Annotated in this window: 18 protein-coding genes; all 18 read right to left on the reverse strand. The window is 68.7% G+C overall.

Features of this window, described 5'->3' with window-relative positions; translation table 11 throughout:
• Position 1: 1 nt before the first annotated feature.
• Complete coding sequence (gene trbL / locus G432_RS13690; protein WP_015459412.1) at positions 2-1,312, reverse strand: P-type conjugative transfer protein TrbL; 1,311 nt, start codon at positions 1,310-1,312, stop codon at positions 2-4.
• Position 1,313: 1 nt separating this feature from the next.
• Complete coding sequence (gene trbK-alt / locus G432_RS13695) at positions 1,314-1,616, reverse strand: putative entry exclusion protein TrbK-alt (RefSeq protein WP_015459413.1); 303 nt, start codon at positions 1,614-1,616, stop codon at positions 1,314-1,316.
• Between the two features lie 5 nt (positions 1,617-1,621).
• Positions 1,622-2,380: a P-type conjugative transfer protein TrbJ gene (gene trbJ / locus G432_RS13700; protein WP_015459414.1), complete on the reverse strand. Its 759-nt coding sequence runs from the start codon at positions 2,378-2,380 to the stop codon at positions 1,622-1,624.
• Positions 2,377-4,866 (reverse strand): conjugal transfer protein TrbE, encoded by a 2,490-nt coding sequence (gene trbE, locus G432_RS13705; RefSeq protein ID WP_015459415.1) that lies wholly within the window; start codon positions 4,864-4,866, stop codon positions 2,377-2,379. The genes trbJ and trbE overlap by 4 nt, the downstream gene beginning before the upstream one ends.
• Positions 4,863-5,144 carry a VirB3 family type IV secretion system protein gene (locus G432_RS13710; protein ID WP_015459416.1) on the reverse strand — a complete coding sequence of 94 codons (282 nt, stop codon included), beginning with the start codon at positions 5,142-5,144 and terminating at the stop codon, positions 4,863-4,865. The genes trbE and G432_RS13710 overlap by 4 nt, the downstream gene beginning before the upstream one ends.
• Entirely contained in the window at positions 5,141-5,452 is a 312-nt protein-coding gene (locus G432_RS13715; RefSeq protein WP_041865420.1) for a TrbC/VirB2 family protein, read from the reverse strand. The genes G432_RS13710 and G432_RS13715 overlap by 4 nt, the downstream gene beginning before the upstream one ends.
• Positions 5,453-5,505: 53 nt before the next feature.
• Entirely contained in the window at positions 5,506-6,492 is a 987-nt protein-coding gene (trbB, locus tag G432_RS13720; RefSeq protein ID WP_015459418.1) for a P-type conjugative transfer ATPase TrbB, read from the reverse strand.
• A 172-nt stretch (positions 6,493-6,664) separates the two neighbouring features.
• The gene (locus G432_RS13725) at positions 6,665-7,093 is read right to left on the reverse strand and encodes a CopG family transcriptional regulator (RefSeq protein ID WP_015459419.1); all 429 of its coding nucleotides are present in this window, start codon (positions 7,091-7,093) and stop codon (positions 6,665-6,667) included.
• Positions 7,094-7,102: 9 nt separating this feature from the next.
• On the reverse strand, positions 7,103-9,076 hold the full coding sequence (locus tag G432_RS13730; RefSeq protein ID WP_015459420.1) for a conjugal transfer protein TraG: 1,974 nt from the start codon (positions 9,074-9,076) through the stop codon (positions 7,103-7,105).
• Between the two features lie 14 nt (positions 9,077-9,090).
• The gene (locus G432_RS13735; protein WP_015459421.1) at positions 9,091-10,851 is read right to left on the reverse strand and encodes a relaxase/mobilization nuclease domain-containing protein; all 1,761 of its coding nucleotides are present in this window, start codon (positions 10,849-10,851) and stop codon (positions 9,091-9,093) included.
• Positions 10,852-11,089: 238 nt separating this feature from the next.
• Positions 11,090-11,818 carry a lytic transglycosylase domain-containing protein gene (locus tag G432_RS13740; protein WP_330218206.1) on the reverse strand — a complete coding sequence of 243 codons (729 nt, stop codon included), beginning with the start codon at positions 11,816-11,818 and terminating at the stop codon, positions 11,090-11,092.
• A gap of 187 nt (positions 11,819-12,005) precedes the next feature.
• On the reverse strand, positions 12,006-12,338 hold the full coding sequence (locus tag G432_RS13745; RefSeq protein ID WP_015459423.1) for a DUF736 domain-containing protein: 333 nt from the start codon (positions 12,336-12,338) through the stop codon (positions 12,006-12,008).
• A 36-nt stretch (positions 12,339-12,374) separates the two neighbouring features.
• Positions 12,375-12,932, reverse strand: a complete 558-nt coding sequence (locus G432_RS13750) for a S26 family signal peptidase (protein ID WP_015459424.1) — start codon at positions 12,930-12,932, stop codon at positions 12,375-12,377.
• Positions 12,929-13,435 (reverse strand): DUF2840 domain-containing protein, encoded by a 507-nt coding sequence (locus G432_RS13755; RefSeq protein ID WP_015459425.1) that lies wholly within the window; start codon positions 13,433-13,435, stop codon positions 12,929-12,931. The genes G432_RS13750 and G432_RS13755 overlap by 4 nt, the downstream gene beginning before the upstream one ends.
• Positions 13,432-13,698 (reverse strand): helix-turn-helix transcriptional regulator, encoded by a 267-nt coding sequence (locus tag G432_RS13760; RefSeq protein WP_015459426.1) that lies wholly within the window; start codon positions 13,696-13,698, stop codon positions 13,432-13,434. Before G432_RS13760 ends, G432_RS13755 begins: the two co-directional genes overlap by 4 nt.
• Before the next feature lie 129 nt (positions 13,699-13,827).
• Positions 13,828-14,349: a DUF2285 domain-containing protein gene (locus G432_RS13765; protein ID WP_236626780.1), complete on the reverse strand. Its 522-nt coding sequence runs from the start codon at positions 14,347-14,349 to the stop codon at positions 13,828-13,830.
• Positions 14,350-14,389: 40 nt separating this feature from the next.
• Positions 14,390-14,611, reverse strand: coding sequence for a transcriptional regulator domain-containing protein (locus G432_RS13770; protein ID WP_015459428.1), 222 nt, complete (start codon positions 14,609-14,611; stop codon positions 14,390-14,392).
• A 155-nt stretch (positions 14,612-14,766) separates the two neighbouring features.
• On the reverse strand, positions 14,767-15,030 hold the full coding sequence (locus G432_RS13775) for a DNA -binding domain-containing protein (protein ID WP_015459429.1): 264 nt from the start codon (positions 15,028-15,030) through the stop codon (positions 14,767-14,769).
• Positions 15,031-15,502 lie beyond the last annotated feature (472 nt).

The raw sequence follows: 15,502 nt of genomic DNA on the forward strand, positions 1-15,502 counted from the left end.
ATCAATCCTTCTGGCTGGTATCGACGGATGCGCCGCTGCCGCCGCCGTCGCCGGAGCGCAGCGTGTGGGCGGCGATGGTCGCGCCGTGGGTCATGGTCTGACGGTTCTTCATCGCGGACGCCCAGGCGGGCGCGCCGGCCGGCGCGTCCGGCGATGGCGCGGAGCTGCCGCCCGGAATGGTCCCGCCCGTGGCGGTGACGGCGGCGCGGCCGCCCGAGCGATAGCTGTCTTTGAGCGTGGCCGCCGCCTTGCGAAGCGGCGACATGGCTGCGCCGACGGCGGCTTGGCCGACGCCGCCTGCGCCGCCCGCGATTGCGGCGGCGCCCGACTTGCCGGCCGAACCGAGCGCATAGGCGCTGTTGGCGGCGCCCGAGGTGAAGGTTGCGCCGCGTGCCGCGCCGCCGACTGCGCCCGCCGCCGCGCCGACGCCGAGGCGCGCGGCGGCAGCGCCACCGGCCAGCGCGCCGCCGGCTGCGAGCACGGTGCCGGCCGCGGCGCCTGCGCCGAGCGCCGGGCCGCCGGAGACGATGCCGTTGGCGATCGACGGGCCGAAGATGCCAAGGCCGAGAAGGCACAGCGAGGCGAGCGCGACGGCCAGCGCGTCCTCGATGCTCGGCTGCACGCCGCCGAACCCGGCGCGGAACTCGTCGAACAAGGTCGAGCCGATGCCGACGATGACCGCGAGCACCAGCACCTTGATGCCTGAGGAGATGACCAACCCCAGCACGCGCTCGGCCATGAAGGCGGTCTTGCCGAACAGGCCGAACGGGATGAGGACGAAGCCCGCCAGCGTCGCCAGCTTGAACTCGATCAGCGTCACGAACAGCTGGATCGCCAGAATGAAGAAGGCGAGGATGACCAGCACCCAGGCGATCAGCAGCACCGCGATCTGGATGAAGTTCTCGAAGAACGCGACCCAGCCCATGAGGTCGGAGATCGACTGGAGGATAGGTTCGCCTGCCTCCAGCCCGACTTGCGCGACGCGGCCCGGCTGAAGCAGCTCGGCGGCGGTGAAGCCGGTTCCGGACGCTTTCAGCCCTAGCCCAGCGAAGCTCTCGAAGACGATCCGCGCCAGGCTGTTCCAGTTGCCGATGATGTAGGCGAAGACGCCGACGAACAGGGTCTTCTTGACGAGGCGCGCGATGATGTCGTCGCCTTCACCCCACGTCCAGAACAGCGCGGCCAGGGTCACGTCGATGACGATCAGGGTGGTGGCGATGAACGCCACCTCGCCGCCGAGCAGGCCGAACCCGCTGTCGATGTAGCGGGTGAAGACATCCAGAAAGCGATCGACGACGCCGGTGCCGCCCATGTCAATTCTCCTGTGGGGTGGCGCCATCGGCGATGCGGGCGGCGGGGCGCGCGCCGGGCGCGAGGAACCGGCGGCGGTTCTCGGCCCAGGCGCGCAGGCAATCGGGGTCGCTTGCCCCGGCAGCGCCGATCGACTGGCAGCGGCGCAGCTCGATCAGCAGCGGGTCCGTCGCCGATGTCTCGGCGACGGCCGCCGGCCCCGCGCGCGGTGGCTCGGGCGCACGGCTCATCTCGATCGCCGTCATCGTGATGGCGATGGCGATGAAAACGACGGCGCCGATGCGCGCGAGGAGCTTGCTGTCCATGACCGTCAGTCGTGGAACATGCGGGCGTTGCCCGGCTGATAGCCGGTGGAGCGCGTCAGGAAGCGGCGGAGCCGCTCGCGGCTCTCGGCCTCGACGGCAGCGTTCCGCGCCGAGTCCAGCGCCTGCGCCCGGCCCTGCGCGGCCAGCAGCGCCGTCAGGTCCGCGAGTTGCTGCGATTGCAGCGCGAGAAGCTGGTTGCCCGCCTGCGCCGCCTGAAGCGCGCCGGTCGCCGACTGGCTGGACGTGACCAGGCCGTCCATCGTGGTGCGCGCACCGTCGATGTTGCCGACGACGCCGGCCTGAACGCGCAGCGCGTCCTCGAACGCGCCGACGCTATCCGCCCAGCGCGCATTGGCGTTGGCGACCATCTCCGCATGGGTGCCGGTCAGCGCCGCGCCCTTGTAGCGGCCGTTGAACACCTGCTGGACGTTCTGCACGTCGTAGGCGATGCGCTGCGCCTCGCCGAGAAGCTGCTGGGTGCGCTGCACCTGTTGCTGCAACTGCTGGAGCGAGCTGAACGGCAGCGAGGCCAGGTTGCGCGCCTCGTTCATCAGGCTGGTCGCCTGCTGCTGGATTTGCTGAATCTGGTTGTTGACCTGTTGGAGCGACCGCGCGGCCGTCAGCACGTTCTGCGCATAATTGGTCGGGTCATAGACGATCCCGCCGAACTGAGCGTGCGCCGGCGTGGCAGCGGTGATGCCGATCATGCTCGACGTGGCGATGGCTCCGGCCAGCATGGCGCGGCGCAGGATGTTGGGCTTCATGGGGTCATGTCCTTCAAGGCAAGGGGGAGCTGGCCGGCATCTTCCCGGCGACCGGCCAGCGAATCGGGTTGGGGTTCGGGAAGAAGATCGACCGCCCAGGCCAGGCCGCGATGGCGCAGCCATTCGGCGGCGAAGCGCTCGCGGCCGTGGGTCTCGACCAGTTCGGCGATGCGGAGCTGATCGGTCTTGGAAGACGCGGCGGCGAAGGCCAGAGCGATTTCGCCCAGCCCCAGCTCGAACAGCCGGTTGCCGCGCCGCGACTGGCAGTAATAATCCCGCTTCGGCGCCGCCCGGCTCAATATCTCGATCTGCCGGGCGTTGAGCCCGAACCGCTCGTAGATGGCGGCGATCTGCGGCTCGGCCGCGCGCTCGTTCGGCAGGAAGATGCGCGTCGGGCAGCTCTCGATGATGGCCGGCGCGATGTTCGAGGTTTCGATGTCGGCGAGGCTTTGTGTGGCGAACACGACGCTGGCGTTCTTCTTCCGCAGCGTCTTGAGCCACTCGCGAAGCTGCGCGGCGAAGTCCGGGCTATCGAGGACCAGCCAGCCCTCGTCGATGATGATGAGCGTCGGCGAGCCGTCCAGCCGGCCCTCGATCCGGTGGAACAGATAGGACAGGACAGCGGCGGCCGATCCGGCGCCGACCAAGCCCTCGGTCTCGAACGCCTGCACCGACGCTTCGCCGAGACGCTCGGCCTCTGCGTCGAGCAGTCGGCCCCACGGGCCGCCGATGCAGTAGGAGGCGAGCGCCTGTTTGAGCTGCTGCGATTGCAACAGCACGGCGAGCCCGGTCAGCGTGCGTTCCGGCACGGGTGCGCTGGCGAGCGAGCCGAGCGCCGACCACAGATGCTCCTTGGCCTGCGGATCGACCGCGACGCCTTCGGACGCGAGGATCGCCGCCAGCCATTCGGCCGCCCATGCGCGCTCGGCCGGATCGTCGATCCGAGCGAGCGGCTGGAGCTGCACGCCGTCGCCGGCCTCGTCGGCGAGCATCCCGCCGAGATCCTGCCAGTCGCCGCCCATGCCGATCGCGGCGGCGCGGATGCTGCCGCCGAAATCGAAGGCGAAGACCTGGCCGCTCTCGTAGCGGCGGAACTGCATCGCCATCAGCGCCAGCAGCACCGACTTGCCGGCGCCGGTCGGCCCGACGATCAGCGTGTGGCCGACATCGCCGACGTGGAGGGAAAACCGGAACGGGGTCGAACCTTCGGTCTTGCCATAAAGCAAGGGGGGCGCACCGAAATGCTCGTCCCGTTCCGGCCCCGCCCATACTGCTGACAGGGGGATCAGGTGGGCGAGATTGATGGTGGAGATTGGCGGTTGCCGGACGTTGGCGTAGGTGTGGCCGGGGAGCGAGCCAAGCCACGCTTCCACGGCGTTCATGCCCTCGGGGATGACGGTGAAGTCGCGGCCCTGAACGACCTTCTCGACCAGCCGCAGCTTCTCGGCGGCGATGGCGGGATCGCGGTCCCATACCGTCACGGTCGCGGTGACATAGGCCATGCCGGCATAGTCGGCGCCCAGCTCCTGCAGGGCGGTGTCGGCGTCCGCGGCCTTATTCGAGGCGTCGCTGTCCATCAGGACCGACGCTTCGTTGGTCATCACCTCCTTCAAGATCGCCATGACGCTCTTGCGCTTGGCGAACCATTGGCGGCGGATGCGGCTTAGCAGTTTGGTCGCGTCGGTCTTGTCGAGCATGATCGCGCGGGTCGCCCAGCGATACTCGAAGGCGAGCCGGTTCAGCTCGTCGAGCAAGCCAGGGAACGTGACGCTCGGAAAGCCGACGATGGTGAGCGTGCGGAGATGATGATCGCCGAGCTTAGGTTCGAGCCCGCCGGTTAGCGGCTCGTCGGCCAAAAGCGCGTCGAGGTGCATTGGCGTTTCCGGCACTCGAACGCGCTGGCGCCGGGTGGAAACGGTGCTGTGCAGATAGGTCAGCGTCTCGGCGTCATCGAGCCAGCGGACCTCGGGAACGAAGCCTTCGACCAGATTGAGCACCCGGTCGCTGCGATCGGTGAAGCCCTTGAGCAGTTCCCACGGATCGACGCCGCTAGTGGAGCGGCCCTCGTAGAGCCAGCCTTCCGCCCGCGCGGCTTCCTCGGCGGGCGGCATCCACAAGAGCGTCAGAAAGTAGCGGCTCTCGAAATGCGCGCCCTCCTCGCGGAACTGTTCGCGGCGCTCGAACTCGACCAGCGACGACACGGGGTCGGGAAAGTCGGATTGCGGATAGTCGAGTGCAGGCGTGCGCTGCGCCTCGACGAAGATCGCCCAGCCGGAGCCGAGCCGGCGAAGAGAGTTGTTCAATCGCGATGTCGTAGCGACCAGCTCGGCCGGCGTGGCGCTGTCGAGATCGGGGCCGCGGAACCGGGCGGTGCGCTGGAACGAGCCGTCCTTGTTCAGCACGACGCCTTCGCTGACTAGCGCGGCCCAGGGCAGGAAGTCGGGCAGGTTCGCAGCTTTGCTGCGATATTCGCGCAAGCTCATCATGGCCGCATCCACGTCGGGTAACGGAGGTGGCGCCGGGCCACGTCCACGAATTGCGGATCGCGGCGAGCGGCCCAGACGGACAGCCCGTGGCCGATCGCCCAGATGATCAGGCCAGCGATCCACAGGCGCAGGCCGAGGCCGATCGCGCCCGCCAGCGTCCCGTTGACGATGGCGAGCGAGCGAGGGGCGCCGCCGAGCAAAATCTGCTCGGTCAGCGCCCGGTGGACCGGGGCGAAATAGCCCGCGATCGGTTCGCCATGATCGGCCGCGCTGCTCATGCGATCAGCGCTCCGCCGCCGAAGCTGAAGAAGCTCAGGAAGAAGGAGCTGGCCGCGAACGCGATCGACAGGCCGAACACGATCTGGATCAGCCGGCGCGAGCCGCCTGACGTGTCGCCGAACGCCAGTGTCAGGCCGGTCACGATAATGATGATGACGGCGATGATCTTCGCCACCGGCCCCTCGATGCTTTCGAGGATCGACTGGAGCGGCGCTTCCCACGGCATCGACGACCCGCCCGCGTGAGCGGGCAGCGCGTAGAGCAGGCCGGCAGCGGTGATCGCCGCGTGGCCCATGCGGTCGAGCATGGTGCCGCCGAGCAGGCGGCGCTTCGTAGCACTGATAGGCTTGATGTCCTTGGTCATGGCAGGTCTCCGGGCTGGGGGGTGGTGAGCGGGGCGAGGCGGTAGTCGCCGGTCGCGGGGTCGAGCCCGTCGATGCGGGCCAGCTCGGTCAGCCGGCGACCGTGCGCGTCGCGGACCAGCACGGCGATCAGGTCGATCGTCTCGGCGATCAGCGCGCGCGGGACCGTGACGACGGCCTCCTGAATGAGCTGCTCCATCCGCCGCAGCGCACCGAGCGCGGTGCCGGCGTGGATCGTCCCGACGCCGCCGGGATGGCCGGTGCCCCAGGCTTTGATGAGGTCGAGCGCCTCGGCCCCGCGCACCTCGCCGATGGGGATGCGATCGGGCCGCAGGCGCAGAGACGAGCGGACCAGCTCGGACAGCGACACCACGCCGTCCTTGGTCCGCATGGCGACGAGGTTCGGCGCGGCGCATTGCAGCTCGCGCGTGTCTTCGATCAGGACAATACGGTCGGTGGTCTTCGCCACCTCGGCGAGCAGCGCGTTGACCAGTGTGGTTTTGCCCGCGCCCGTGCCGCCCGCGACAAGAATGTTGGCGCGGGTCTCGACGCCGTGGCGCAGCGCCTCGGCCTCCGCCGCCGACATGATGCCTGCGCGCGCGTAGTCGTCGAGCGTGAACACCGCGACGGCGGGCTTGCGGATCGCGAAGGCCGGCGCGGCGACGACCGGCGGCAGCAACCCCTCGAATCGCTCGCCGCCTTCGGGCAGCTCGGCCGACACCCGCGGGGATCGGGCGTGGACCTCGACGCCGACATGGTGAGCGACCAGGCGGACGATGCGCTCGCCGTCAGCGGCGGACAGCAGCTCGCCCGTGTCGCTGATGCCCTCGCCGAGCCGGTCGAGCCACAGGCGGCCATCCGGGTTCAGCATCACTTCGATGACGGCGGGGTCGTCGAGCCAGCCTGCGATCGACGGCCCGAGCGCGGTGCGCAGCATCCGCGCGCCGCGTGATTCCGCCTCGGATCGGATCGGATGAACGGTCAACGACTGGCCCCTGCAATGGACCGGGCGAACCGCCGCCCGGCTGTCGGGGCACATCAAGAGACGCAGGAATACTCAGGCCGCAACAGCTACTTGTCGGCGTAGTAGAGGGGGCGGCAGATACGGTGCCGAGGGCGGAAGCGGCTTTCCGCCACATCATGATCGGCGGTGCAATTCAGTCCGACTCGGACGATGTCGAGCGCGGCCAGACATCTTCGGGAATCTCGTCCATCAAGGTCTTGCCGCTGGCGAAGCGCCGGCCGAGCGTTTCGATGAAGCCCTCGTAGCGCTTGCGGCCTTTGACCTGGGCCGCCGCCTGATCTTCGTCGGGCAGTGGCGGAGTCACCGCCAGCCAGAACCGGACGAACAGGGACAGCGCCTCGGTGGAAAGGCCGGTGTTGCGCTCCAGCCGCTGCACCTGTCGCGACAGCCGATCGAGCCGGCGCGCGAACGCGGCCTCCATCCGGTCGGCCCCGTCTGGGGACAGGTAAGACGTGACCGCCGCCTCCACGATCGCGGATCGCGAGATGCGTCGGCGGATCGCCAGCTCATCGACCTGCTTGGCGAGCGCGGGCGGGAAATAGACGTTGAGCCGGGTCCGCATGGCGGCCTCCTACAAGTCGATGCCGTCGCCGGGATCGAGCGACGCCTGCCGCGCGAGCCCCTGCATCCGGCGGCGCACGGCCGCCTGCCGGGCCGCGTCGTCCTGTTCGTCCTCCACGATCGCGAACTCCTGCGCGGGCGTGGCGGGCGTCTCCGGCGCGATGGCGACATGCTCGGGCAGCTCGGGCTCGCGGCGCAGCCCGCCGTTGGCGGCGTCTTCTGCATCGCGCACGATGCGCGCGACCTGCTTCGGATCGGCGGCCGCCTGCCGCCCGGTCCAGTCGTCCGCCCGCGTTTTAGCCGCCTCCGGGGACGGCGCTGACATAATCCGCTCGGCGAGGCGGCGATCCTGAAAATAGCGCGCCTTCTTCGCGCGGATCGGATGGACGCCGGCCACCATGACGATCTCGTCGTCGGGCGGAAGCTGCATCACCTCGCCGGGGGTGAGGAGCTGGCGGGCCGTCTCGGACCGCGACACCATCAGATGCCCCAACCACGGCGAGAGCCTGTGCCCGGCATAGTTCTTCATCGCCCGCATCTCGGTCGCGGTGCCGAGCGCATCCGACACCCGCTTGGCGGTGCGCTCGTCGTTGGTGGCGAAGCTCACGCGGACATGGCAGTTGTCGAGGATCGCGTTGTTCGGGCCGTAAGCCTTCTCGATCTGATTGAGCGACTGCGCGATCAGGAACGCCTTGAGCCCGTAACCCGCCATGAACGCCAGGGCGGACTCGAAGAAGTCCAGCCGGCCGAGTGCGGGGAACTCGTCCAACATCAGCAAAACGCGATGTCGGTTGCCTTTGGGCGTCAGCTCCTCCGTCAAGCGGCGCCCGATCTGGTTGAGGATAAGGCGGATCAGCGGCTTGGTGCGGGATATGTCGCTGGGCGGCACGACCAGATAGAGCGTCGCCGGCCGCTCGCCCTCGACCAGATCCGATATGCGCCACTGGCAGGCCCGCGTGACCTGTGCCGCCACCGGATCGCGGTAGAGACCGAGGAACGACATGGCGGTGCTGAGCACGCCCGATCGTTCGTTGTCCGATTTGTTCAGCAGCTCGCGCGCCGCGCTGGCGACGACAGGATGCACGCCGGCTTCGCCGAGGTGCGGCGTCGCCATCATCGCCGCCAAGGTCTGCTCGATCGTGCGCGCCGGATCGGACAGGAAACCGGCGACCCCGGCCAGGGTCTTGTCCCTCTCGGCATAGAGGACGTGGAGGATCGCGCCCACCAAGAGCGAGTGGGAGGTTTTCTCCCAATGGTTCCGGCGCTCCAGCGAGCCTTCGGGATCGACCAGCACGTCGGCGACGTTCTGCACGTCGCGCACTTCCCACTGGCCGCGTCGCACCTCCAGCAACGGGTTGTAGGCGGCGGACGCGGCATTGGTCGGATCGAACAGCAGCACGCGACCGTGCTGCGCGCGGAAACCGGCGGTCAGCGTCCAATTCTCGCCCTTGATGTCGTGGACGATCGCCGACGCCGGCCAGGTCAGAAGCGACGGCACGACCAACCCCACGCCCTTGCCACTGCGCGTCGGGGCGAAGCACAACACATGCTCGGGTCCATCGTGGCGCAGATAGTCGCGGGCGAGCCTGCCGAGCACGACGCCGTTCGGCCCGAGCAGCCCGGCGCCGCGAACCTCGCGCTCGGTCGCCCAGCGCGCAGACCCGTAAGTCTCGGCGTTCTTCAACTCGTGCGCACGCCACACCGACATGCCGATGGCGACGGCGATCGACGCGAACCCGCCCGATGCGGCGATGAACGCGCCGGTCTTGAAGATGTCGGGCGCATAGGCGTCGAAGCTGAACCACCACCAGAAGAAGGCCGGCGGCGGATAGACCGGCAACCCGAACGCCTCGAACCACGGCGGCCCCAGTTCGGGCTGATAGGCGAGCGCGGCGGCGGTCCACTGCGTCGCGCCCCACACCCCGGCGAGCACGACCAAGAACACGATGATGATTTGGCCCCAAAGGATTTTCGTCGCGGACATGGAAGTCTCCTGAATCAGATGCCGAGGCCGCGCTTGCGGCCGAGCGTCCAGTCGATGCCGCCGCCGGCGCGGACGACGCCGGACACCTGACGGCCGAGCTGCTGTTCAAGGGTGCTGGCCCAGGGCACGAGCCGGAAGCCGAGCCCGTCGTCGATCATGGCGAAGCGGCCCGACGCGAGCGCGAGGCGTTGGCGGACGACGCCCACGATCTTCTCGCCGGACGCGGCGGGTCGATAGGCAAGCCCGGTCTCGCCTGCGATCTTCGCGCCAACCGCATCCAGCTCGCGCTTGCGGAGGGTGTCGAGCATTCCGCGCTCGAACACCGTTCGCTCGCCGAAGCGCCGCGCCAGCCCTTCCTTGACGAGATGATCGGTGCGGGCGTCCATTGCGCGGCGCACTTCGGTGCCGAAACCGCCATCCGCGACGCTCGCGCCGCGCTCGATCAGGCGATGGTCGAGCCAGGTCGCGCCGGGCGCTTTCACCTGTGCGGCGAGGTCGAGGTCCGACCGCGTGGCGAGCACCAGCGTCGGTTTCTCCTCGCCGGGCCGCCCGATCGCGCGCAACTCGACAATGCCGCCGAGCTTGGGGCTGTGCTCCAGCGCCTCGATGCCGGGCAGCCGGACATGGTGGGTGCGGCCGTCCGTGCCGTCGATCACGGCATAGGCCGCGCCATACAGTTCGTCGTGCAAGCCCTTGTCGATCAGCCTGCCCGCGATCGGCTTCTCGGGCGCGCTGGTGACGACGGCATAGCTATCGAGCGGCCGGTCCTGACCATGCTCGCGGAGCGCCGCGCCGATCGTGCGGATGATGTCGCCGCGCGTGCCCAGCTCGCGCAGCTTGGCCGCCGCGCCTTCGGCAACCGCCCACTCGCCCGGCTCGCCCTGCGCGGCGAGCCCCATCGACTCCAGATGCTGCAACCGCCCGACCATCAAGCGGCGGAGGCGCGGATCGTCCGGGCCGGGGCGCTCGGGGCGCAGGTCGATCACGCCCAGCTCGTCGGACCCGCGTTTGATCTCGGTATCGAGCCGGGTCCAGCGCTCGGCCGTCACGTCGCGTTCGAGCGTGCGCTGAACCTCATGCTCGGGCTTGGGTCCAAGTTCGGCCTGCGCCAGCTCCTCGGCGTTGGAGCGCAGGTTATGGCTGATGTAGTCGCGCGCCATGACGAGATCGGCGCCGGTGTCGGTGACGCCGCGCACGAGCAGATGGACGTGCGGGTTGTCGGTGTTCCAGTGATCGACCGCGACCCAATCCAGCCGCGTCCCCAGGTCCGCCTCCATCTGGCGCACGAGGTCGCGGGTGTATTCGCGCAGGTCGGTCAGCTCGGCCGCATCCTCCGGCGAGACGATGATGCGGAAATGATGCCGGTCGTCCTTGCAGCGATCGGCGAAGCCGCGATCGTCGGCGTTGTCGCCGGCCGCGTCGAACATGCGGGTCGGCGAGCCGTCACGGGTGACGCCCTCGCGCTTCAAGTAGGCGACGTGCGCGGATAGCGGCGCCATGCGGTATCCGCCCCGGCCGCGGTGATTGACGGGCAGCGCCTTCACCAGCACGCGCCGCCCCGATCCAAATAGGCGGCTGCGCGCGAACGCAGTGCGGCCCCGGCCGAAATTGGACTGGCCGCGGCGGGCCGGCCCGCTCCAGGCGCGGCGCGGGTTGCCGCCACTCATGGCGGCGGCGCGCAACACCTCGGCGACCAGGCCGCGCGCGTTGCGGCCCTGCGCTTTGCTGCGCTTGGCCTTGCCCGGCCGGACACGGAAGTCGCTGTCTTCGCTCACGGCCGGGCCGCTTTCGGCCGGAAATGGCCTATGGTGCCATTCGAGGCGTTGTTTTTGCTGGCTTTTCCCTTCCGCGCGGCACGCGCGCCGACCGATGCCCCCGCGTGAAGCCACGGAAAAGCCTTGGCTTTTCGGCGAAACGGGGCGGGCCTTGTATCTTGCCCTCGCACTTCCCCCCTGTTTCCTGCCCTCCCGGTTCCCTTCTCGAATCCGGCGGCCAATCGGGAGCGAGCCCCGATCATTGCGGTCGGCCCGCGCGGGCGCGGGGGACAAACAACGTATCCGCCTGCGTGTCTGGTGACGAAGGAGCCAGGCTCTCTTGCGCTTCGGTAGAGCGCGCCGCGACCGATCCCGGCGCATCGGATGTGTCATCCGATTGCGCGGCCGGCGACGCGGAGCTGCTGCCTGTGATGCGGACGAATAGCGCCGCACGACGCCACGCGAAGCGGTCCGGCGGCGCATTCACCGCTGTTTCGACCGCTCCCGACGCGCCGACTATGGCTGTAAGCTGGGCGAGGTAGCCGACCGTCTCGGCGGGCAGCGGACGGCCGCGCGACACATAGTCGTCGTAGCGCCCCGGTCCCGCATTATAGGCTGCCAGCATCGCGCTCGCGTTGCCGTAGCGGTCGTGCATCTCGCGCAGATAAGCCGCACCGGCCATGATGTTGTCGCGCACGTCGAACGGGTCAGGGCCGAGACCGTAACGAGCGCGCAGCGTGCCCCAAGTCGCGGGCATGATCTGCATCAGGCCCATCGCGCCAGCCCGCGAGACAGCGCGCGAATTGCCCCGGCTTTCGACGCGCATGACCGCCCATATCCACGCTCCGGGAATCCCGAAGCGCCGGGCGGCGTCGGCGACATGACCGGCATAGGGATGTGCTGCGGCTGGGGCGGCAGAAGGCGCGTCTTGCGCCCAAGCCGTTCTCGGCACAGCGCCACCGGACAGTAGGACGGCGGCAATCAATATGGCCGACCCGACTCCGCTTCGCCGCCAGCCTGCCAGCGTGCTCGCTGCGGTAAAGGGTGCGCGCCGAGCGCCGGCCTTCGGCCGCCCTTGACCTCCGGTGCGCGCGCCGGCCGGCCTTGGGCCGAGCGGGACGAAGGGATGAGACGGCTTTCCCGCGAACAAAGGGATGAACAGGAATCGCACCGGCTCAGTCCTGCTCGCGCGACTTCGGCTGGCGGTTCCAGCGCAGCGACCAGGCCGATTTGTCGCCCGTATTCTGGAACAGCGCGGCGCGGATAGGCTGCGCGAACGCGGGGTCGTCGATGCGCAGCGAGACGTAATCCCCGGCGCGCTCGCCGGTCTCGTTCCAGCCCGCGCCGATCTCGGGGCCTTCGCTGTCGCCGCGGTGGACGCGCCAGTCCGGCGCCCTTTCGGCGTCGGTCGGGTCGGCGGGAACGATCGAGATGCGGATGTCGAGCGTCGCCGTCTCGATGATGCCTTCATAGCCGTTGGCGGTGCGGAAAAAGCTGCCGATCTGCATGGGAATGTCCTTTCGTTTGGTGGGGTGGATGCGGAGTCAGGATCGGGCGGCACGCCACATCAGCGGCGCATCGGGCGTGTCGCGGGTGAGGATCGGGATTGCGCGGCCGAGCACGGTCGAAACCGGCAGCGGCCCGAAATAGCGCCCGTCCAGGCTGTCGGGATGATCGGGATTGAGCAGCAACAACTCGCCGGTTGCGAGCGTGCGGCAACCCTGCCACGCGGGCAGCGGGCGGCCGATCCGGTCACGGATCAGGGCGACGGCAACCGCCCTCCCATCGACGCTGACCGTCGCGCCGATCCGGCAAACGCGCTGACCCGCCTTGGCGGCGACATGCTTCAATAATGGCACGTTGCGGCCGAGATAGCCGCGCTCGGCCATCCAGCGGCCAAGCCGCTCGGGCGGCGCGACGGCGACAAGCGCGCCAACGGGCGGATCGCTGTCCGGCCGTATGCGATAAAGGCCGAGCGGTGCGCTCGCGCTGGCGTTCCAGATGACGCGCGGCAGCGGATCGGTGAGCGCGATCGCAGCGAACGACAGGACGAACGCTGACGCGGTGAAGGCTGTCGCGCGGAGATAGAAGCGGCGCGTCATCCCTCGATCTCCCGGCGTTTGAGCCAGGCGCGATGCCGCTCGATCGTGTAGAGGCGCGGCGGCTGACCGGCAGCGATGCGGTTGTGGACGTGACGCCAGTGATCGGGCGCGGCATCGCACGGATCGACGCCTGCCGCTTCGGTCGCGTCGATCGCCGCGAGAACCTGACTGACTTTGGGCCAGCCTTCGATCTTGAGCAGGATGTCGCCACCCGGCCGCACGAACGGCAGCGTCGTGAACGGTTCGTCCGCGCCGACAGCGCGCACGATGTCGATGCGCGAGACTACCGTGCCATAGTCGTTCGCCGCCCAGCGGACGAACGCGAAGATCGCGCCGGGCCGGAAGCGGACGATACGGCGGCGGCGATCAACGATCTCGTCCACCGCGACGCGGCCGAACCTGATCCAGTGCTCGATCCGCTTCTCGATCCAGGTCAGTTCAACGCGGGTCATGCCGTCGTCGGACGGCTGGCGGTGACGCATGGGTGACGGCGGGACGGTCATCGCCGGCTCCGGGCGATGGCTGAATCCGCGCGCGGCATGAGGTCGTCCTGACCCGGATCAGAGGTCGAATGCTTGATGCCGATGTCGGCCCAGGCGCGCAGGTCATCGACCGAATACACGACGCGCCCTCCGATCCGGCGGTAGGCGGGGCCGGTGCCGAAGTAGCGGTGCTTCTCCAGCGTGCGACCGGAAAGGCCGAGAAAGCGTGCGGCTTCTGGCGTGCGCAGGAAGCGAGGCGGCAAGTTGGTGGGCGTATCGGACAAGTGACGGCTCCTGCGGGCGGTGGCGGCAGGAGGCGTAATTGTCAGAATGGAAGCGGCCGGGTGGGGTATGAAGATGTGCAGCTGCGCGGATGTGACCACCCCCCGCGACGGCGCGCTTGTATGGGCGTTTCAGCGGATGCGAAGCAGCTTGCGGTAATCGCCTTCCATCATGGCGATGCCATCACGGACGAGCCGAACCACGAACGACCGGGACGCCGACATTTTCCAGTCGCTCGCGGAGAGGTTGGTCGCGTCCTCGCGCCCCAGCTCGACCGCGATCTGGCGATAGGTCGCGCCGCCGTCGCGTAAATCAAGGGCGCGAAGGATCAGGTTCAGGCGGGCCAGGCGATAGGGTGTGAGCGGCCAACCGCGCGGCAACGGTCCGGCCTCCCGGCCAAGCAACCGGCGATGAAAACGCAACAGGCTGGCGATTCGGGTAATGAAGTCGCGGTCGAGGGGGACGATGGCGGCGAGCGGGCGGCCGGGCGTCGGGTCACGCAGCCATAACCGATGCTCGCCGGCCGCGTCGGCGACGATGACGTGGCGCCCGTCGATCCCCGCCAGGTCCGCGAGCAGCGCGCCGAGCAAGTGCGGATCGACCGGCTGAGCGCTCGCAAATCCGTCCGGCGCCGCGTCAAGAATGACCGTCACGGCGGACAGCTCCGGCCGCCAGATGACGGGCTCGGTCAGGTCATCGGGCGCAATGGCGAAAGGACAACCCCCAGCGCCGCGCGAACGCCGCTTCCGCTGCGTTCTTGGCGACGGCGCCGTCCGCGATGCGCTGCCGCATCTGTGCATGTTCGGCGCGATAGGTGCGATTTCGGCGTAGAAATTCGGCAGCTATGTCGGCGCGCCCCAGCGCATCGGACAGTCCGCCGACGCGCCGCTGGCGACGCCCCGGCGGCGTCGGCATGGCATCCTCCCAATCGCGCCTTCAGCGCGGTTTGTGGAAGATTGAGGATCGTCATGGAACGCCTGCGCGATAGCGCGAAGGTCGCGCACAACCATGCCGTGCAGGCGGCAAGTTGGCGCGGCAATTGGTCCGAAATGGAGAGTAATCTTAACGATTTAGCCGCGTCGGCTTCCTAGCAAATGAGCGTATCCCACTTCCGTCATCCACCGCGCACGGGCAAGGTGGCTGTCGTGCATGACCTTCGCGCGACCCGGCTCGCGCGCGACGTCGATGCCAAAGACCAAACCAGCGGCCTCTCGCCAATCCGCCCCGTCTGCGTCAGCGTCGAGCAACCGCAGATAGTCGGTGAGATGGCCATTATCATAGGCCGTAAGCTCGGCAGAATCGGGCGCGCGATCATCGAAAACTTTGGTGTTCATCTCGTTCTCGCCGATCCGCCCTCTTAACCAATTAGATCAGGGCGCTGCGTTTTCGATGAGCGTGACAGGCATGATTGGCCGCAAATTCTGCATAGCTCGCCGACACTCGAAAAGGCTGCTGATTTGCGGTGCGCCCCCGCAAACAGCTCCTAGACCCGTGATCGGGGAGTTGGAAAACCGGAATATCTCGGTCCCTATGACCTTTAGCCCGAGAGCCTGTTGTATACGTCACAGGCTCCCCGACCATGCGGTCAAGGATGGCGGCGTCGTCACGGCCGACGCCCAACCGGATATTCCGGGGTTTCCACGCCCCAGGCCGCCGCGTAGCGGCCCGCGCTCCTTTTACGGTAGCGGTGACGAGAATGCCACTACCAACCGCGAGCCGGGCGGAAGCCCGGCGAGCGCGTTTGCGGCCGCGCGGACCTTGGGACGCGCGGCCGCCGCCGATCCGCCACAGCGGATCGGCGCGAGA

Source organism: Sphingomonas sp. MM-1 (assembly GCF_000347675.2).
Lineage (GTDB): Bacteria > Pseudomonadota > Alphaproteobacteria > Sphingomonadales > Sphingomonadaceae > Sphingomonas_E > Sphingomonas_E fennica.